The sequence below is a fragment of the Rhodococcoides navarretei genome, assembly GCF_038069675.1.
GTDB classification, from domain to species: domain Bacteria; phylum Actinomycetota; class Actinomycetes; order Mycobacteriales; family Mycobacteriaceae; genus Rhodococcoides; species Rhodococcoides navarretei.
Genome location: NZ_JBBPCN010000001.1, coordinates 3,070,084 through 3,089,945, shown reverse-complemented (window position 1 = coordinate 3,089,945; position 19,862 = coordinate 3,070,084). Strand labels below are relative to the sequence as shown.

At 65.7% G+C, this 19,862-nt stretch carries 16 protein-coding genes; 10 read left to right on the top strand and 6 right to left on the bottom strand.

The window, feature by feature from the left end; genetic code table 11:
* Positions 1-10: 10 nt before the first annotated feature.
* Together AABD04_RS14510 and AABD04_RS14505 are read right to left on the bottom strand one after the other, a co-directional pair.
* Entirely contained in the window at positions 11-1,420 is a 1,410-nt protein-coding gene (locus AABD04_RS14510) for an alpha/beta-hydrolase family protein (RefSeq protein WP_341441591.1), read from the bottom strand.
* Positions 1,417-2,073, bottom strand: a complete 657-nt coding sequence (locus tag AABD04_RS14505; RefSeq protein ID WP_341441590.1) for a hypothetical protein — start codon at positions 2,071-2,073, stop codon at positions 1,417-1,419. Before AABD04_RS14505 ends, AABD04_RS14510 begins: the two co-directional genes overlap by 4 nt.
* A 165-nt stretch (positions 2,074-2,238) precedes the next feature.
* On the opposite strand from AABD04_RS14505, the gene AABD04_RS14500 reads away from it, so the two are divergent.
* The 4 genes from AABD04_RS14500 (at position 2,239) to gatB (ending at position 6,945) form a co-directional block, all read left to right on the top strand.
* Positions 2,239-3,477: a sensor histidine kinase gene (locus AABD04_RS14500; RefSeq protein ID WP_423228151.1), complete on the top strand. Its 1,239-nt coding sequence runs from the start codon at positions 2,239-2,241 to the stop codon at positions 3,475-3,477.
* Positions 3,478-3,487: 10 nt separating this feature from the next.
* Complete coding sequence (locus tag AABD04_RS14495) at positions 3,488-4,150, top strand: response regulator transcription factor (RefSeq protein ID WP_341441589.1); 663 nt, start codon at positions 3,488-3,490, stop codon at positions 4,148-4,150.
* A gap of 101 nt (positions 4,151-4,251) precedes the next feature.
* Entirely contained in the window at positions 4,252-5,283 is a 1,032-nt protein-coding gene (locus tag AABD04_RS14490; protein ID WP_243593429.1) for an ATP-dependent 6-phosphofructokinase, read from the top strand.
* A 150-nt stretch (positions 5,284-5,433) separates the two neighbouring features.
* The gene (gene gatB, locus AABD04_RS14485) at positions 5,434-6,945 is read left to right on the top strand and encodes an Asp-tRNA(Asn)/Glu-tRNA(Gln) amidotransferase subunit GatB (RefSeq protein WP_341441588.1); all 1,512 of its coding nucleotides are present in this window, start codon (positions 5,434-5,436) and stop codon (positions 6,943-6,945) included.
* Positions 6,946-7,002: 57 nt separating this feature from the next.
* Here gatB and AABD04_RS14480 read toward each other — a convergent pair whose 3' ends face one another.
* Positions 7,003-8,151 carry a PQQ-dependent sugar dehydrogenase gene (locus AABD04_RS14480; RefSeq protein WP_341441587.1) on the bottom strand — a complete coding sequence of 383 codons (1,149 nt, stop codon included), beginning with the start codon at positions 8,149-8,151 and terminating at the stop codon, positions 7,003-7,005.
* 93 nt (positions 8,152-8,244) lie between these two features.
* Between AABD04_RS14480 and AABD04_RS14475 the strand changes: the two genes are divergently transcribed.
* The gene (locus tag AABD04_RS14475; protein WP_341441586.1) at positions 8,245-9,219 is read left to right on the top strand and encodes a DoxX family protein; all 975 of its coding nucleotides are present in this window, start codon (positions 8,245-8,247) and stop codon (positions 9,217-9,219) included.
* A gap of 128 nt (positions 9,220-9,347) precedes the next feature.
* On the opposite strand, the gene ilvD is transcribed toward AABD04_RS14475, so the two are convergent.
* Complete coding sequence (gene ilvD / locus AABD04_RS14470; RefSeq protein ID WP_341441585.1) at positions 9,348-11,189, bottom strand: dihydroxy-acid dehydratase; 1,842 nt, start codon at positions 11,187-11,189, stop codon at positions 9,348-9,350.
* A 60-nt stretch (positions 11,190-11,249) separates the two neighbouring features.
* Positions 11,250-11,687: a PH domain-containing protein gene (locus AABD04_RS14465; RefSeq protein WP_341441584.1), complete on the bottom strand. Its 438-nt coding sequence runs from the start codon at positions 11,685-11,687 to the stop codon at positions 11,250-11,252.
* A 365-nt stretch (positions 11,688-12,052) separates the two neighbouring features.
* Here AABD04_RS14465 and AABD04_RS14460 point away from each other — a divergent pair, with 365 nt between their 5' ends.
* The 5 genes from AABD04_RS14460 (at position 12,053) to AABD04_RS14440 (ending at position 18,414) form a co-directional block, all read left to right on the top strand.
* On the top strand, positions 12,053-14,011 hold the full coding sequence (locus AABD04_RS14460) for an acetolactate synthase large subunit (RefSeq protein ID WP_243593423.1): 1,959 nt from the start codon (positions 12,053-12,055) through the stop codon (positions 14,009-14,011).
* On the top strand, positions 14,008-14,511 hold the full coding sequence (gene ilvN, locus AABD04_RS14455; protein ID WP_032397758.1) for an acetolactate synthase small subunit: 504 nt from the start codon (positions 14,008-14,010) through the stop codon (positions 14,509-14,511). Before AABD04_RS14460 ends, ilvN begins: the two co-directional genes overlap by 4 nt.
* Positions 14,512-14,571: 60 nt before the next feature.
* Positions 14,572-15,573, top strand: coding sequence for a ketol-acid reductoisomerase (gene ilvC, locus AABD04_RS14450; protein WP_170944858.1), 1,002 nt, complete (start codon positions 14,572-14,574; stop codon positions 15,571-15,573).
* Between the two features lie 185 nt (positions 15,574-15,758).
* A complete protein-coding gene (gene serA / locus AABD04_RS14445; RefSeq protein ID WP_243593422.1) occupies positions 15,759-17,354 on the top strand; it encodes a phosphoglycerate dehydrogenase in 1,596 nt (531 codons plus the stop codon).
* Positions 17,355-17,403: 49 nt separating this feature from the next.
* Complete coding sequence (locus tag AABD04_RS14440; RefSeq protein WP_341441583.1) at positions 17,404-18,414, top strand: 3-isopropylmalate dehydrogenase; 1,011 nt, start codon at positions 17,404-17,406, stop codon at positions 18,412-18,414.
* Between the two features lie 81 nt (positions 18,415-18,495).
* Here AABD04_RS14440 and AABD04_RS14435 read toward each other — a convergent pair whose 3' ends face one another.
* On the bottom strand, positions 18,496-19,731 hold the full coding sequence (locus AABD04_RS14435) for an MFS transporter (RefSeq protein WP_341441582.1): 1,236 nt from the start codon (positions 19,729-19,731) through the stop codon (positions 18,496-18,498).
* Positions 19,732-19,862: the final 131 nt, after the last annotated feature.

The window sequence follows — 19,862 nt, the reverse complement described above, 5'->3', positions numbered from 1 at the left end:
GGCCTTGTCGTTACCGGCATCGCGGCATATTCGTACCTTGGTCGGTGCCGTACCGATGGCCGTGACCTGCGTCGACGTCGAGCGCCGCCGCGAGATCGACGGACGTCTGAACGAAACTCACGAGGGGCAGCCACATCGGCGTCGGTGCGTCGGGTCGGGTGATCGACGTGTCCGGCGGTGACCACAGCAGCTCGGCGGACCAGCGAACGACGGGATCGGAGGAATTGGCCACTATCGTCGAGCCCTCCGCGTTCACGGCTCCGGCGGGTGGACCTGCCCAGACGGCACCGCAGACACTGGGATCGCTGCGCTCGAGCGACACGTACGCGTCGCTTCCCGCCACGGCACCCAAACTCTGGCCGTAGACGATCACGTCGGGCGGTGTCGATTCCGACGCCGCTCGCGTAGCGACCGCACGAACCATTGCGTTCGCCGAGCGGCGCGCGTCGTCCTCGGCGAACAGGAACGTCGCCCAACTGGGCTTGTTCGAGTACTGCACCGCCACCGTGGCGACATCGCCGCCGAACCTGCTCTCGGCTCCGATGACAGCGTTCTCGTCCACCCACCCCGATCCGGTCGGTATCGCGACGACCACCACGCTGCGCTCGAAGGCACCGGCGCGATCCATGTCCGCGACGGCCAATGCGACCCGCCGATCGAGCGCGGGTGCCGAATCGAGCCCGACGTAGATGCGCACTGTCTCGAGGTCGAGACCACCGGAGACGAACTTCCGGCCCTCTCTGCCGAGGGTGCGCCACGGGACGAGCGAATCCGGTGCCCCGGACCTCGTTGTCGAGCTCGGAGTGGTCACGGCATCGTCGAGCGCCGAATTCGAGGCAGAGAACGAGGTCGACATCGCAGACCAGACGGCGGGTGCGGCAACGAAGTACGCCATGAGACCGGCGATCGCAATCAGGATCACCGATCGATGACCGCCGAGTGCACCGCCGATTCTCGTGGCCGCACGGCCCAGTCCGCAGAGAAGCAGCGCAACACAGATCGCCCCTGCAGCGACGTCCAGTGCGTACCACCACTGGACCGTGTCGACATCCATGGCGGCTCGTAGTCGGTTCTGCCACCGAAGATTCGCGACCGACGACGCGATCGCCGTCAGTGTCCCGGCACCCGCCGCCCAGGCCCGCAGGCGCACTCGATCGAGCTTCCGTGAGCCGAGTGCGCGCCGGGCCGACCACACCACGGCGAGCGCACTCGCCATCAGTACACCGGTCAACACGGCTTGGGTGGCGGCCGGCCGTGGGAGCAGCGAAGGAGCGGACGACACCATCACCGCAGCGGTGAGTGCAACGGAGGTTCCGATTCGAGGAACTCGGCTGCCAGTCGACGGCGAGGATGCAGTGTCGACTGTCCTTGCACCGCTTCGCCTGCCGACTGCGTCGACTCCGGCAATCGAGCCGATCATGCGTGAACCGCCGGCTCGGGCATCAGTTCGGCCGACAATGCGCGTCGGTGCACATACCGGCCGGTTGCGGTCACCGACAGCGCAATCAGCGCGATGCCTGCGCTGCCCGACACGAACGGCAACATGGGTTCGGCCATCGGTGCTCCGAAGGACTGTCGCCAGGAATTGACGTCGACGGCGGTTGACGCCACCGATGCGGCGGCGTCGCATACTCGACGGGATCCGTCGTCGGCCCGGTCCACGCAGGCGGCGTGCATGCGCGTCTCGAGCTGGGCGTCGACCGACCTGCGCCACTGCGGGGCCACTGTTGCTCCCGTGGCAGCGGCGTACCGAATGAGGTCGTAACCCAGATCGTGGGCCTTGCATGCGGAATCGAATTCCGACGGCAGGGGGACGGGCGACGAACAGCCTCCGCGCGGGTTCTCCGCGATGCCGTCCTGCACCCGAGGCCGGTACCCCATCACCGACGTGAAATCGTCGGGAATGCTCAGGACGGCGGTGTCCGGCGACTCGGTGATCAGTGCGTGCAGCGACACCGCGACCGGTGAAGTCGAGTCTACAGCCGGCGGTGTCGATGCTGCGCCGGTCGTGGACGTGACCGCCACGATCGCTGCCGCCAGGAACGCGAAGTTACGAGAAGTGTTGCTGCTCATGGTGTTCGACGCTAAGGAGCGACGTACCCGTCGAACATCGGACCCAGGTCTCGTGCTGCAGCGCCCGTGGAGGGCGTTCGGAGTGCGACCCGGTACCTGGGTAGTGGACCGAACCGATACTCAGGTATGGCGACCTGGTCGGCTCACACTCCTTAAGCTCGGTCCGTGCGTAAGAACAGAGCGACAGAACCCGGCACCGGAGTAGTGCGGCGTCGAGTGCCGACTCGCATTGCCGGCTTCCGCTCGATCGACGTACTGATCGTCACGGTCACGGCGGTGCTGTATTCGATTTCGTGGCCGACATTGCCTTTGACACATGATGTTTCGGGACCGTTGCTGCCGATCGTCGGCGCGCTCGCCGCGTTTCCGTTCGCGTTGATCCGCATCAATCCCGCACTGGGGTGGGCGGTCTCGGCGCTGTCCGCGCTGGTGATTCCGGTGGCATTCGATCGCGTTGCGGGCTACGACTATCCCTGGCAGGTAGTGCACATTCTTGTTCTGCTGTCGTTGTTGTTCGCCGTCGCTCTGAGGTCACCTGCGTCGCTGCTTCTCCTGGCCTGGTTGGCCAGCATGCTCGTGTTCTTCGCCTACATGCCGGGCTCGGACGGCGTCGGCTGGTCGGTGGGTCTGACCGCAGTCGTGGTGTTCGGACTGTTGATCCGCTGGCTCGTTCTCTCCCGCAGGCAGCTCGCGCAGCAAGAGGAAGTCAGTGAACTCGAGCGCACCCGACGCACCGTTCTCGAGGAGAAGGCCAAGATCGCCCGCGATCTGCACGACGTTGTTGCTCACCACATGTCGATGGTCGTCGTGCAGGCGCAGAGTGCGCCGTATCGGCTCGATGACGTATCTGTCGCCGCAGCACAGGAATTCGAGTCGATCGGAGCTACCGCACGGGAGGCGCTCAACGAGATCCGGGGAATGCTGGGGGTCCTGCGCAGCGACGGACAGCAGTGGCAGGATGCGCCGGCACCGAATGCACTGGACCTCGAACGTACCCTCGAGGCGAGTCGTAAGGCAGGTATGGAGGTGCGCTGGACGGTCACCGGTCCGGTCGAATCAGTAGCCGAAACAACGGGTTTGGCGTTGTATCGCATTCTGCAGGAGTCGTTGTCGAATGCTGCCCGCCACGCCCCCGAAGCCGCAGTGACCGTCGACATCACCGTCGGGCCGAGCACCGTCGTCATGACGGTGGTCAATGCGCCGTCACCGAACACGAGTGTCGGACGCACCGCCGGATCCGACACCGGTGGGCACGGGATAGCGGGCATGCGCGATCGTGCGCGCGCCGCACACGGCCGGCTGCATGCCACCGCGCTGCCCGACGGCGGGTTCGAGGTAGCGGTGCACGTTCCGAACGGCATGCCGATATCGACTGCATCGGGTGTTCGGAACGATCTCGCCTAGGCTGTTGCCCGTGGCTACCACGGTGTTCATCGCCGACGACCAGGCAATGGTGCGGCAGGGTTTCGGTGCGCTCCTCGGCGCTCAGGCCGACATTTCCGTCGTCGGAGACGCCGACAACGGCAGAACGGCGGTCAGGGAGGTCGCCCGGCTGTTGCCCGACGTGGTGCTGATGGACGTGAGAATGCCCGAGATGAACGGTCTCGATGCTGCTCGCGCGATTCTCACCGCATCGCTTCCGTCGCCGGTACGCATTCTGATGCTGACCACGTTCGACATCGATGACTACGTCTACGAGGCGCTGGCTCTCGGTGCGAGTGGTTTTCTGCTCAAGGATGCCCCGGCCGAGGAGTTGATTCGCGGTGTTCGGGTCGTCGCCGCCGGCGAGGCGTTGCTGGCCCCCTCGGTGACGAGACGGCTCATCGCCGACGTCACCTCCCGGCGGGGATCGCGGCGACACGGGTCGCCACGGCTGAGCGATCTGACTCCGCGGGAACGCGAGGTCCTCGAACTCATCGCCACCGGCATGTCCAATTCGGAGATTGCGGCCTCGCTGTTTCTCGCCGAACAGACCGTGAAGACGCACGTCGGCAAGGTTCTCGCAAAGCTCGGATTGCGCGACCGCGCCCAGGCCGTCGTGCTTGCCTACGAGACCGGCGTCGTCACACCGAAGTGAGGGCCGAACGGTACCGACGCGCGCAGCATCCCACGCCCGATTAGGCTGACGTCCGTCACTGGGTCCGCTTCACGGACCTGCGAGCAGAGAGGCGACAACCGATGCGCATCGGAGTTCTGACCGGAGGCGGCGATTGCCCAGGGCTGAATGCGGTGATTCGCGCAGTCGTCCGCACCGCGGACGCTCGGTACGGCTCCTCTGTCGTCGGTTTCCAGGACGGATGGCGCGGGCTTCTCGAAGACCGTCGGGTGCAACTGCGCAACGACGACCGCAACGACCGGTTGCTCACCAAGGGCGGCACGATGCTCGGCACCGCGCGCACCAATCCGGATGTGTTGCGCGCCGGACTCGACCGGGTCAAGCAGACTCTCGAGGACAACGGCATCGATGTGTTGATCCCGATCGGTGGGGAAGGGACCCTCACCGCGGCCGCATGGTTGTCGGAAGAGGGTGTGCCGGTGGTCGGTGTGCCCAAGACGATCGACAACGACATCGACTGCACCGACGTCACATTCGGCTTCGACACGGCACTGACGATCGCCACCGATGCGATCGACCGCTTGCACAGCACCGCGGAATCCCATCAGCGCGTGATGCTCGTCGAGGTGATGGGTCGGCACGCCGGGTGGATCGCTCTGCACGCCGGCCTGGCGTCGGGTTCGCACATGACGCTGATCCCGGAGCAACCGTTCGACGTCGAAGAAGTCTGCACGTTGGTGCGCAAGCGCTTTCAGCGAGGAGACTCGCACTTCATCTGCGTCGTTGCCGAGGGGGCCAAGCCGCTCGAGGGTTCGATGGAGCTACTCGACGGCGGTATCGACGAGTTCGGGCACGTTCGATTCACCGGGGTTGCCCACCAGCTCGGCGTCGAGATCGAGCGCCGCATCAACAAAGAAGTTCGCACCACGGTCCTCGGCCACGTCCAGCGAGGTGGAACGCCGACGCCGTACGACCGCGTTCTCGCAACACGATTCGGCGTCAACGCGACCGATGCAGCCCATTCGGGGGACTTCGGCAAGATGGTCTCGCTGCGCGGAACCGAAATCGGCCTGGTGTCCTTGGCCGAGGCCACCAAGCAACTCAAGCGGGTACCGCAGACCCGATACGACGACGCCGCCGCGTTCTTCGGCTGAACCGGTGTCATCAGCGCGGTCGGGGCAGTGTCTGCTTCTCCGGGGGAGTCACCCGTGCACGGTAGCGAACACGCATGATCACTCGCGCTTTCCTGCCGGAGTGGAGCCTGCGGGCACGACCGACAGTGGGTAGGACATAAACTTGCGTGCATGACTGCTGCAACCGTCGATTTGATCGATTACGACGATGTGCTCGCCAAGTTCGACCCCGTGTTGGGCATGGAGGTCCACGTGGAGTTGGGTACGGCGACCAAGATGTTCTGTGGCTGCCCCACCGAGTTCGGTGCGGAGCCGAACACGCAGGTGTGCCCCGTGTGCCTGAGCCTCCCCGGCGCGCTTCCGGTGGTCAATTCCGCCGCGGTGGAGTCGGCGATTCGGATCGGGCTGGCGCTCAACTGCTCGATTACACCGTGGGGGCGGTTCGCTCGTAAGAACTACTTCTACCCGGATCAGCCGAAGAACTATCAGATCTCCCAGTACGACGAGCCGATTGCGACCGAGGGCTACCTCGACGTTCTGCTCGACGACGGCAGTACGTTCCGCGTCGAGATCGAACGAGCGCACATGGAGGAGGACACCGGTAAGTCGACGCACGTCGGTGGGGCGACCGGCCGCATCGAGGGGGCATCGCATTCGCTGCTCGATTACAACCGTGCCGGTGTGCCGTTGGTGGAGATCGTGACCAAGACCATCACGGGAACCGGTGCGCGCGCGCCCGAGGTCGCCCGTGCATACGTCACCGCGTTGCGTGACCTGTTGAAGTCACTGAACGTGTCCGATGTGCGGATGGACCAGGGTTCGTTGCGTTGCGACGCCAACGTGTCGCTGATGGAGAAGACGGCAACCGAATTCGGCACGCGCACCGAGACGAAGAACGTCAACTCGCTCAAGAGCGTCGAGGTTGCCGTTCGGTACGAGATGCGCCGTCAGGCAGCGGTGCTCGAATCGGGCGGCGAGGTGACGCAGGAGACTCGGCACTTCCAGGAGTCCGACGGCACCACCACCGCCGGCCGCAAGAAGGAGACCGCCGAGGACTACCGCTACTTCCCCGAGCCCGATCTGGCACCTGTCGCTCCCGACGCGGCGTGGATCGAGGAGCTCCGGGAGACGTTGCCCGAGCTGCCGTGGTTGCGCCGCGGTCGGATTCAGAAGGAGTGGGGTGTCTCGGACGAGGAGATGCGCGACCTCGTGAATTCCGGTGCGCTCGAGCTCGTCTCGGCGACGGTCGAGGCCGGTGCGTCGGCGCAGGCCGCGCGGTCGTGGTGGGTGTCGTACCTGGCTCAGCAGGCCAATATCGCCGGTGTCGAGCTGACCGATCTGGCCATCACTCCGGCTCAGGTCGCCGAGGTGGCCGCGCTGGTTGCGGACGGCAAGCTCAACAACAACGGTGCTCGTCAGGTGGTGGACGGGGTACTGGCGGGAGAGGGTGAGCCGGCGCAGGTGATGTCTGCGCGAAACCTGGTGCTGGAGAAGGACGACACGAAATTGCAGGCCGCTGTCGACGAGGCCCTGGCCGCCAATCCCGGTGTTGTCGAGAAGATCCGCAGCGGCAAGGTTCAGGCAGCCGGTGCCATCGTCGGTGCGGTGATGAAGGCAACACGCGGCCAGGCCGATGCGGCTCGCGTCAAGGAGCTGGTCCTCGCGGCCTGCGGCCAGTCCTGACCTTCCATATCGACTGCGGCCGAACGTGATACGCGTTCGGCCGCAGTCGTGTCCGGGTCAGTCGAAGCCGCCTCCGCCGCCACCGGGGAACGGCACCTTGACGACGCGGTCATCGGTGGGTCCGGGAGTGGGTCCGGTCTTGTTGACGGTACCCACCAGGATCTGTCCGTCGGCTGAGCTCGTCGCTCCGTTGAGCTGCCCGTACTCGTCCTGGATCAGCAGTGTCGGTTCGGCCGATACCGCGCCGGTGTTGGGGTCCGTCGTCAGTGCCGCTACAGCTTTGGCTGTCGTGAGCGCAACCGCGACACCGCCCTCGCCCGCGGCACAACCTGCGACACCTGGACGGTCGGGCCATGTCCATACCGGGGAGAACACCGCACCCAGTGTGTCGATGCGCTGCAGGCGATCCTCGAGTGCGGTGCGGTCGGTGACGTAGATGTTCCCGGTGCCGTCGGTGCAGACGTCGCCCGCCGTGCCGATACCGCTGAGTGCGATCTGCGGTCGCGGGGGACTCGGTGTCGGGGACAGCGAGGTCACCCGTAACAACTTGCCGGACAGGGAGTTCGGGCTTGCAGCCGCAGCCGGATCCCCGTTGTCGCCGGTCAGTACCAGTAGTTCGTTGGGAGTGTAGAAGTCGATCGCCCCGCGATTGCCCGTCGCGCCGCGGGGAATACCGGTCAGGATGTCCTTCGGGACATCGCCCTGGGCGAGTCGGACCACCCTGGTGTCCGAGGACGTGGTGATGAGGGCATAGAGCAACCCGTCCTCGACATACGTCGGAGACAGTGCGATGTCGAGAAGGCCACCGTCGCCGGTGCCGTCCACCTCGATGCGTGCCACTTCGACGGGTGTTCGGTTTGCCGCGACCTCCATGATGCGACCGGTGCGACGCTCGGCAACCAGCGCCCCCTGACCGTCGGGGAGTGCGACGAGCCCGCCCGTGGTGTCCAGGCAGGTCGCGATGACCGCCGGATCGGGGTCGACACACGGACCGGATGGCGGGGGCGGTGAGTTGGGATCGGCCGGCGGCGTCGTCTCGCTGGGCGTCGTCGGCTCGAGCTCGGCCGCGCCCACCTCGGGCGCAGGAGTGAAGGGCGATGCATTCGAGTCGTCGAAACGGGCGCACCCGGCGAGCAGGGCAGCGGTCATCGACAGGGCGACGACAGCAGCGGTTGCAGTTCGTGGCGACGCTCCGACCGGCTTCATGCTTCGAACGGTACGGAACGTCCGGGAAGACTCGCCACGCGGCCGTGAGCGTCGACGTCGGTGTGGAGGGCACATCGGCTCTAGTGTGGAGAGGTGACCGATACACCGCGCGACCCCAACCGGCCGGATACGTCGTACGAACCGGCCGAGAGCCCGTACGACAATCCCACGGAGAAAATTCCTCCCTCGCGCTCCACCTCCGAGACGTCCCCGTCGGACAGCACCGATACCTCCGGTACACCGACCACGGCGTTCGGCGCTCAGCGTTCGGACCGGCTGCCTCGAACCGACGACGAACTAGACTTTCCGAACTCGTCGTCGTCCGACGCACGCTCGGCCGATGCGCAGCCCACGGAGAAGATGCAGACCTATCGCCCGTCGGCTTTCGCCGACGCGCCGACCGAACGCCGGTCTGCCTCGGACAGTACGTCGTCGAATGCGTACTCCGATCGCTCCACCGAGTACCTCGGTACGTCCGCGGGTGGCGCAACTGCGGCCGCCGTGGCCCCCGAGCCCGAAATTCGCACCGAGACCGTCGAGGTTCCCGCGCGCCGCGGCACCACCGATCTGGGCCTGTTCGTACTTCGCGTGGCAATCGGTGCGGTCTTCCTCGGCCACGGCCTGCAGAAGCTCGTCGGCTTGTGGAACGGCCCCGGTCTCGACGGATTTCAGAACCTGCTGGAGGATTCGGGATTCCGCTATTCGGAGATCCTCGCGATCGCGGCCGCAGCAGGCGAAACCCTCGGCGGCGCGCTGCTGATTCTCGGCCTGGCAACTCCGCTTGCCGGCGCGGCTGTACTGGCGACGATCATCAACGCGTGGTGCTTCAAGCAGGCCGTCGAGCCCGGATTGCAGTTCTCCGGCACCGGCGGTGTCGAATACGAGACGGTTCTCGGATTCGCCGCAGCCGCGCTGATCCTCACCGGCCCGGGACGCATTTCGTTCGACGGACGTCGCGGATGGGCAACCCGACCGCGGATCGGCTCGTTCCTGGCGCTCGCTGTCGGCATCGCAGCAGGCGTGTGCATCTGGATCTTCCTGAACGGGGCCAACCCCGTCGTCCGCTGACCTCGAACACCGGTACAACCCAGGTGAGCGGAAGTTCGTAGCAGACTACGAACTTCCGCTCACCTGACTGCGTTCCGCAGGCTCCACTCGCCGCGCACCTGATTCGTTCCGCGGGCTCCACTCACCGCTCACGGGACGTAACGAACAGCACCCTTGTCCGCTGATGTCGCCAACGCGGCGTACGCGCGTAGCGCAGTGGTCACCGTGCGCTGGCGATCGACCGGCTGCCACGGGCGCTCCGACGCGTTCATTTTCGCGCGGCGTGTGTCGAGGGTCTCGTCGTCGACGAGGATTTCGAGGGTTCGAGTGGCGACGTCGATGCGCACCTGGTCGCCGTTCTCGACGAGCCCGATCACACCACCCGCCGCGGCCTCGGGGGAGATGTGCCCGATGGACAGCCCCGACGTTCCGCCGGAGAAGCGGCCGTCGGTGATCAGTGCGCAGACCTTGCCGAGACCGGCACCCTTGAGGAATGCCGTCGGATGCAGCATCTCCTGCATTCCGGGACCACCTTTGGGTCCCTCGTAGCGAACGACCAGTACGTCACCGGGCTGAATCTTCTTCTGCAGAATGGCCGAGACGGCTTCTTCCTGCGATTCGACGACCAGTGCCGGTCCCTGGAAGGAGAACAGGTCCTCGTCGATGCCCGCAGTCTTGAGGATCGCACCGTCGAGTGCGATGTTGCCGCGGAGCACCACCAGACCGCCCTCGACCGTGTAGGCATGCTCGAGATCCCGGATGCAGCCGCCCGCGGCGTCCGTGTCGAGGGAGGACCAACGATTGCTCGTGGAGAACGGCTCGACGGTGCGGACTCCGCCGGGAGCGGCATGGAACAGCTCGATCGCCTCGTCGGACGCAGCACCGGATCGGATGTCCCACGTGTCGAGCCACTCGTCGAAGCTCTTGGTGTGCACGGTCGAGACGTCGGTGTCGAGCAGGTTCGCGCGCCGCAGTTCGCCGAGAAGGGCCGGGATTCCGCCGGCGCGATGCACGTCTTCCATGTGGTAGTCGGAGTTGGGGGAGACCTTCGCCAGGCACGGGACCTTGCGGCTGATGGCGTCGATGGTGTCTAGGTCGAAGCCGACCTCACCCTCCTGCGCGGCCGCGAGGGTGTGCAGCACCGTGTTGGTCGATCCACCCATCGCCACGTCGAGAGCCATCGCGTTGCGGAATGCGGCCGGTGTGGCGATGTTGCGAGGGAGAACGGATTCGTCCTCGTCCCGGTAGTACTTCAGCGCGGCCTCGACGATGGTGGTGCCTGCGCGCGTGAACAGCGCACGGCGGGCCTCGTGCGTGGCGAGAGTCGATCCGTTTCCCGGCAATGCCAGGCCGAGCGCTTCGGTGAGGCAGTTCATCGAGTTCGCCGTGAACATGCCCGAGCACGACCCGCACGTGGGACATGCGCTGCGCTCCACCTCGTCGAGGCCCGCCTCGGACACGGCATCGTTGGCGCTGGCCGAAATGGCGGTGATCAGGTCGGTCGGTGCCTGTGCGACGCCGTCGACGACCACGGCCTTGCCTGCCTCCATCGGTCCACCGGAGACGAACACGGCGGGGATGTTCAGGCGCATCGCGGCATTGAGCATGCCGGGAGTGATCTTGTCGCAGTTGGAGATGCAGACGAGCGCATCGGCGGTGTGGGCGTTGGCCATGTACTCGACGGAGTCGGCGATGATCTCGCGGCTGGGCAGCGAGTACAGCATGCCGCCGTGGCCCATGGCGATACCGTCGTCGACGGCGATGGTGTGGAACTCACGGGGAACGCCGCCTGCAGCTCGTACGGCGTCGGCGACGATCTCGCCGACGTTCTTCAGATGCACGTGGCCGGGAACGAACTGGGTGTAGGAGTTCGCGATGGCGACGATGGGTTTTCCGAAATCCGAATCGGTCATTCCGGTGGCGCGCCACAGCGAGCGTGCGCCCGCGGCATTGCGTCCGACAGTGGTGACCCGTGAGCGTAGCGGCGGCATAGTGCGTAGTCCTCGTTCGTTGCAGCGGTTTCTCGCATCGACGAGATTACTCGCCGCCGGCTACTGCTCCTTCGGTGCCTGCTCGCCGTCGTTCTCGGCTTCCTCCCGGTCTCGATTCTCGGCTTCGGCTGCGGCCGCGGCCGCGGCCACAGCGTAGGGATCCGTGATGCGGCCGCCGCTGGCCGCGGCGAGTTGGGGGAGGAGATCGAAACGCACCAGCGGCAGCGACTTCTCGCTCTTGTCGGTGAGCACCACGCGCCCCCACCGGCGATCCGGGAAGTGGAGACCGACGACCGATTCCCATGCGATCACGTCGGAACCCACGAACCGTCGAGCGGTGATCGCCTCGGGGGTGATCACGGTGCGCACTCGAAAGACCCAGATGCCCGCGACGATGGGCAGTATCAGCAGCCAACCCATGGCCACGGGCCAGCTGGCGGCCGTCAGTCCCGTGCCGAACAACAGCAGTCCCACGCCGAGGAGCGCGAGACGCGGCACGCGAATGACCTGCCTGGTCGACGGTTGCGGTGCCTCGGCACCGTTCGGTGACTCAGGGGCGGTGTGGGATGATGGCCGAGGTGGTTCGGACTGCTGCGAAGACGACACCCATTCATCTTCGCATTGCATCTACGCGATCTCACATAATGGGATTGCGTCGTGACGAGTTTGACTCTTCCCTGTGCGCGCGCCTACCGTCGAGCGCGTGAAGCGGAATTGGATACTCGTAATCGGCCGGCGCGTCAACGCCTGAGCCGGTTGTTCAAACTCGCATCGACGCGCCACCCTCGTACAGCACATGCTGACGGGGGTTTTTTCTTGCCCAGAGATCGCCCAGCACTTTCACATTCCTGAGGAAGCAATCAGTGAGCGCACCAACCGCACGCCCAGGGCCCACGACCCGCAGGTCGGGGACAGCCTCCAGCCCGTCCACCTCCAGCTCGTCCGCTGAAGCGGCGACCGACGGATCGCGACGTCATGTCGCACCGGAGAAGGTCACCGGCGCACAGTCGGTCGTTCGAGCCCTCGAGGAACTCGACGTCGACACCGTATTCGGAATTCCCGGTGGCGCGGTCCTTCCGGTCTACGACCCGCTCTTCGACTCCGTCAAGGTGCGCCATGTGTTGGTGCGTCACGAGCAGGGTGCAGGCCACGCAGCCACCGGCTACGCCCAGGCGACCGGCAGGGTCGGCGTCTGCATGGCAACCTCCGGCCCGGGTGCAACCAACCTCGTCACCCCGTTGGCCGATGCACAGATGGACTCGGTGCCCATCGTCGCGATCACCGGTCAGGTCGCGCGCAGCCTCATCGGCACCGACGGCTTCCAGGAAGCCGATATCTCGGGCATCACGATGCCCATCACCAAGCACAACTTCCTGATCACCGACGGCGCGGACATCCCGCGCATCATGGCCGAGGCGTTCTACATCGCGGCCTCGGGTCGTCCCGGTGCCGTGCTCGTGGACATCCCGAAGGATGTGCTGCAGGCGCAAACCACGTTCTCGTGGCCGCCGGAGATGCGTCTGCCCGGGTACCGCCCGGTCACCAAGCCGCACGGCAAGCAGGTTCGTGAGGCAGCGCGGTACATCGCCGACGCCAAGCAGCCGGTGCTGTACGTCGGTGGCGGCGTCATCAAGGCCAATGCCTCGGCAGAGCTTCTCGAGCTGGCAGAACTGACCGGCATTCCGGTCGTCACCACGCTGATGGCGCGCGGGGCGTTCCCCGACACTCACCAGCTGAACCTGGGCATGCCGGGTATGCACGGCACCGTGGCCGCGGTGGCTGCACTGCAGCGCAGTGATCTGCTCATCACGCTCGGTGCTCGGTTCGACGACCGCGTCACCGGTCAGCTCTCGTCCTTCGCGCCGGATGCCAAGGTCATCCATGCCGACATCGACCCGGCCGAGATCGGCAAGAACCGGTACGCGGACGTGCCGATCGTGGGCGACTGCGGCGAGGTCATCACCGAGCTGATCGAGGCTCTGCGGGCCGATCGCGCGACCGGAACGACCCTCGATCTCGAGCAGTGGTGGGTCTACCTCGACGGCATCCGCAAGACGTACCCGTTGAGCTACGACCGGCCGTCCGACGGTTCCATGTCGCCCGAGTTCGTCATCTCGTCGGTCGGGAAGTTCGCCGGTCCCGACGCGATCTACTGTGCGGGCGTCGGCCAGCACCAGATGTGGGCTGCCCAGTTCATCAACTACGAGAAGCCGCGCACGTGGCTCAACTCGGGTGGCCTCGGCACGATGGGATACGCGGTCCCGGCCGCGATGGGTGCCAAGATGGGCCTTCCCGACGCCGAGGTGTGGGCCATCGACGGCGACGGTTGCTTCCAGATGACCAATCAGGAGCTGGCTACCTGCGCGGTCGAGGGCATCCCGATCAAGGTTGCGCTCATCAACAACGGCAACCTCGGCATGGTTCGCCAGTGGCAGACCCTGTTCTACGAGGAGCGGTACTCCAACACCAATCTCGGCACCCACGGTGCGGTCCGCATCCCGGATTTCGTGAAGCTCGCCGAGGCACTGGGTTGCGTCGGGCTGCGGTGCGAGCGGGAAGAGGACGTCGACGCGGTGATCGCGGAGGCCCGGGCCATCAACGATCGTCCGGTCGTCATCGACTTCATCGTCGGAGCGGACGCTCAGGTGTGGCCGATGGTCGCGGCCGGAACGGGCAACGACGAGATCATGGCCGCCCGTGGAATTCGACCGCTGTTCGACGACGACGAGACCGTGGGCACCGAGCCCGGTATCGACGACGCGATGGAACGCGAGCAGGCGCCGCACCCGATGAACAACGACGTGAAAGGCACCGACAAGTGAGCACGAGCCATACCCTCAGCGTCCTCGTCGAGGACAAGCCAGGTGTGCTGGCCCGCGTCGCTGCGCTGTTCTCGCGCCGTGGATTCAACATCTCCTCGCTCGCCGTCGGCGGCACGGAGATCCCCGAGATCTCCCGCATGACGATCGTGGTGACCGTCGACGAGTTCCCGCTCGAGCAGGTGACCAAGCAGCTCAACAAACTCATCAACGTCATCAAGATCGTCGAGCAGGACGACGATTCCTCGGTGGCCCGCGAGTTGGTGCTGATCAAGGTTCGCGCCGATGCCAGCGTGCGCAGCGAGGTCATCGAAACGGTGAACCTGTTCCGCGCCAAGGTGATCGACGTGTCTCCCGAGGCCGTGACGGTCGAAGCGACGGGCACCCGCTCGAAGCTCGACGCGTTGCTGAAGATGTTGGACCCCTATGGAATTCGAGAAATAGTTCAGTCGGGAGTCGTTGCCGTCGGACGTGGACCGAAATCGATCACCGCGTCGCGCTGAGCGACTGCGGTGACATTCAGCGAAATCGAAGAGGAAAGGTTACAAACAGTGGCAGTCGAGATGTTCTACGACGACGATGCTGATCTGTCGATCATCCAGGGCCGCAAGGTCGCTGTGATCGGTTACGGAAGCCAGGGCCACGCTCACTCGCTGAGCTTGCGCGACTCCGGTGTCGATGTGCGCATCGGCCTGGCGGCGGGCTCGAAGTCCCGTGCCAAGGCGGAGGAGCAGGGCCTGAAGGTCGGCACTCCTGCCGAGGTGTCCGAGTGGGCCGATGTGATCATGGTGCTCGCGCCGGATACCGCGCAGGCGAAGATCTTCTCCGAGGAGATCGAGCCCAACCTGAAGGACGGCGACGCGCTGTTCTTCGGCCACGGTCTCAACATTCACTTCGACCTGATCAAGGCTCCCGAGTTCGTCACCGTCGGCATGGTCGCTCCCAAGGGCCCCGGCCACCTGGTGCGTCGCCAGTTCGTCGACGGCAAGGGTGTTCCCGCGCTCATCGCCATCGACCAGGATCCCAAGGGCGAGGGCCAGGCACTGGCGCTGTCCTGGGCCAAGGGCATCGGTGGAACGCGCGCAGGCGTCATCAAGACCACGTTCAAGGAAGAGACCGAGACCGACCTCTTCGGCGAGCAGGCCGTGCTGTGCGGCGGCACCGAGGAGCTCGTCAAGACGGGCTTCGAGGTCATGGTCGAGGCCGGCTACGCGCCCGAGATGGCGTACTTCGAGGTGCTGCACGAGCTCAAGCTCATCGTCGACCTCATGTACGAGGGCGGCATTGCTCGGATGAACTACTCGGTGTCCGACACCGCGGAGTTCGGCGGCTACCTCTCCGGACCGCGCGTCATCGATGCAGGCACCAAGGAGCGCATGAAGGCGATCCTGGCCGACATCCAGTCGGGTGAGTTCACCCGTCGTCTGGTCGCCAACGTCGAGAACGGCAACACCGAGCTCGAAGGCCTGCGCAAGGCAAACGCCGAGCATCCCATCGAGGTCACCGGCAAGAAGCTGCGCGACCTGATGAGCTGGGTCGATCGCCCGATCACCGAAACAGCCTGATTCTCATCGAATCACGCTCTCGCACACGCTGATCGAAGGGCACCCCTGCGCCGGTAGGGGTGCCCTTCGACGCGTGAATCAGGTGGCGTCACAGCTCGACGTCCCCGACCTCTAAACTGTTTCTGCTGCACCAGCTCCGACTTTCACCGACAAACAGTCTCGAACCGACATAGGGAGTTCTTCACGTGAGCCAGCCAGGCCGTCCTGTCGTTCTGATCGCCGACAAACTTGCGCCGTCCACCGTCGAGGCATTGGGCGATGGCGTCGAGGTCCGTTGGGTCGACGGCCCGGACCGCCCCGCGCTGCTCGCCGCGGTTCCCGAGGCCGACGCCATCCTGGTGCGTTCCGCGACCACGGTCGACGCCGAGGTGCTCGCCGCCGGAACCAACCTCAAGATCGTCGCCCGCGCCGGTGTCGGTCTGGACAACGTCGACGTACCTGCAGCCACCGAGCGCGGTGTCCTCGTCGTCAACGCACCGACCTCCAACATTCACACGGCGGCGGAGCATGCAGTGACGCTGCTGCTGTCGGCCGCGCGCCAGATCCCCGCTGCCGACGCCACTCTGCGTCAGCACGAGTGGAAGCGCAGCAAGTTCAACGGTGTGGAGATCTTCGGCAAGACCGTCGGCGTCGTCGGACTCGGCCGAATCGGTCAGCTGTTCGCCCAGCGTCTCGCCGCGTTCGAGACCCACATCATCGCGTACGACCCCTACGTCTCGTCTGCTCGGGCCGCTCAGCTCGGCATCGAACTGGTGAGCCTGGACGAGCTGCTCGAGCGTGCCGACATGTTCTCGGTGCACCTCCCGAAGACCCCGGAGACCAAGGGAATCATCGGCAAGGAAGCTCTTGCCAAGACCAAGCCCGGTGTCATCGTCGTCAACGCCGCTCGAGGTGGACTGGTGGACGAGCAGGCCCTGGCCGACGCCATCACCAGTGGCCACGTCTTCGCCGCCGGAATCGACGTCTACGCCTCCGAGCCGTGCACCGACAGCCCCCTGTTCGAGCTGCCGCAGGTCGTCGTGACCCCGCACCTCGGCGCGTCGACCACCGAGGCCCAGGACCGCGCAGGCACCGATGTGGCCAAGTCGGTATTGCTCGCTCTCGCAGGCGAATTCGTGCCCGACGCGGTCAACGTCAAGGGCGGTGCCGTCGGCGAAGAGGTGTCGCCGTGGCTCGAGATCGTGCGCAAGCAGGGTGTGCTGCTCGGCGCTCTGTCCACCGAACTTCCCACGTCGCTGTCGGTTGACGTTCGCGGTGAACTGGCAGGGGAGGACGTCGAGATCCTCAAGCTCTCGGCGCTGCGCGGACTGTTCTCCGCCGTCATCGAGGACTCGGTCACGTTCGTCAACGCCCCGTCGCTCGCCGAGGAGCGTGGCGTCACCGCCGAGGTCACCACGGCGTCCGAAAGCGAGAACCATCGCAGTGTCGTCGACATCCGCGCCGTCTACGGCGACGGTTCGGTGCTCAACGTCGCCGGCACTCTGACCGGCACCACGCAGGTCGAGAAGATCGTCAACATCAACGGCCGCAACTTCGACCTGCGTGCCGAAGGCAAGAACCTCATCGTCAACTACGCGGATCAGCCCGGCAGCCTCGGCCGGATCGGCACCTTGCTCGGCGATGCCGGCATCGACATCCAGGCCGCCGCACTGAGCCAGGACTCCGAGGGTGACGGTGCAACGATTCTGCTGCGCGTCGACAAGGACGTTCCGGCGGAGTTGAGCGCGAGCATCGCCACCGCGGTCGGCGCGTCCACCATCGAGCTGGTCGACCTGTCCTGAGCATCGCTCGCCGTCGATCGAACGAATTCGAAGAATCACGAGGAGTGAGATGAAGCTGGCCGTCATCGCCGGGGACGGTATCGGACCCGAGGTCGTCACCGAGGCGCTCGCCGTGCTCGACGTGGTTGCACCCGGTGCCGAGAAGACCGAGTACGACCTCGGTGCGCGTCGCTACAACGCCACCGGGGAGCTGCTGCCGGATTCGGTGTTGGCGGAACTGCGTGAGCACGATGCAATTCTGTTGGGAGCCATCGGAGATCCGTCGGTGCCGAGCGGCGTGCTCGAGCGTGGACTGCTGTTGCGAGCTCGGTTCGAGCTCGACCATCACATCAATCTGCGCCCGGCCAAGCTGTACCCAGGCGTGGTCGGACCGCTGGCCGGTGACAAGCAGATCGACGTCGTCGTCGTGCGTGAGGGCACCGAGGGTCCGTACACCGGAAACGGTGGTGCGCTGCGCGTCGGCACGCCGCACGAGGTGGCCACCGAGGTCAGCGTCAACACCCGCTACGGCGTCGAACGGGTGGTGCGCAACGGTTTCGAGCGGGCGCTCACTCGCAAGAAGCATCTGACACTGCTGCACAAGACCAACGTGTTGACCTTCGCGGGCAGCCTGTGGGCCCGCACGGTGGACGAGGTCTCGTCCGAGTTCCCGGACGTGGAGGTCGCGTACCAGCACATCGATGCCGCGATGATTCACCTCGTGACCGACCCCGGCCGGTTCGACGTCATCGTCACCGACAATCTGTTCGGCGATATCGTGACCGATCTCTCGGCAGCGGTGACCGGCGGAATCGGTTTGGCCGCAAGTGGAAACATCGACGCCACCGGTACCAATCCCAGCATGTTCGAGCCGGTCCACGGCAGCGCGCCGGACATTGCCGGGCAGCAGAAGGCCGATCCGACGGCCGCGATCCTGTCGGTATCGCTACTACTGGCGCACCTCGGCGACGCATCGAACGCTGCACGGGTCGAGGCTGCTGTCGCAGCGGATCTCGCCGAGCGGGGAACCACTACTGCGTCGACGAAAGAGATCGGCGCTCGAATCGCCGCTCGCCTGTAACCCTCACATCACGACATGCCACGGTGGGCCGACAGCCCACCGTGGCATGCCGTGTATCACGGCCACGTCACCTTCGGCACGTCACACGGCGCGGTCTGCACCCTGGTCGGACGTCTCGTCCGTGGGCCGGGGTGCCGGATCGTCGGGCACGATCGGTAGGGAGAGCGCGGGAAATACCGCCGACACCAGGAATGCGACGGGAAAGCTGATCGCCGCGATTGCGCCGAACACCGGTGGTACAGCCGAGGCGAACACGTACTGACTCGTGTTCTGCACCCCGAGAGCGCGTCCGCTCCAATACGGTCCCGAGATTTCCGCGACCGCAGTGAACGCGAGGCCGTTCGGGGCAACGGTGGCGACCGACGCGACGACGAGCAGGACGATGGCGGCGGGGGAGTCGAACCAGTCGGCGATGCCGAGCCCGAGCATGCTGGCAGCGGCAGTCACGGCGACCCACCGCAAAGGCCGCATGCGGCTACCGACACGATCGGACAGCGCGCCGACGCTCATCCGGCCCAGTGCACCGAGAATCTGGGTCACCGTGACGAGGACGCCCGCGGCCGCGGCGGTCCATCCTCGGTCGGTCATCAGCCAGACGAGCGCATACGTCCAGACCACGTACTGCGGTACCACCAACAGGATGGACGTGGCATGAATGCGCCACAGTTGGCTGCTGCTGCGATACGGATTGTCCAGCAGACCCTGCGCTGCCGCATCGACGCGGTTCGGACGGGGCGGGTCGACGACCGCGAGACACAGCAGGGCGCTCGCAGCGCACACGGCAGCGGGGACGAGCAGTGCCGCTCCGACGCCGTGGTCACGCGCGATGGGCGGGATGGTCAGTGCCGCGACGGCCACGCCGAGGGGCACCGACATCTGTCTGATCCCCATGGCCAGTCCACGACGATGCGGCGGGAACCACCCCACCACCACGCGTCCGCTCGCACTGTTCGCGCTGGCCGCTGCCATACCGCCGATCAACAGCAGGACCGCGAGCACCGGGATGGAGGTGCTGACCACTGCGGCGAGACTCGCTGCGGCCGTGAGTCCGAGCCCGATCACCAGGACGAGTCGTTCGCCGATGCGGTCGACGAGCACGCCCCATGCGATGAGGGTCAGCATGATGCCCACGGTGGGCATCGCAACCACGAATCCTGCGATCGCAAGTCCGAGTCCTCGGTCGTCGTGCAGGGCGGGAATGAGAAATGCAGCACCGTTGATGAAGACGGCACCTGCAGTCTGCGCGAGCATCCCGAGCACGAGCATGAACCACCGTCGCGTCTCGCCGATACTGGACAACTGGTTCGTGGCGCTCATTCCGGCCTTCCGTCTCAACATATGGACTTCAAATCTTGCTATATGGATATGATCGGGAACATTACACCGGCGAAAGATCGGCGGATCGGACGGCATCGACGTACGGAGAATGGCGGTCGATAGACTTTCGA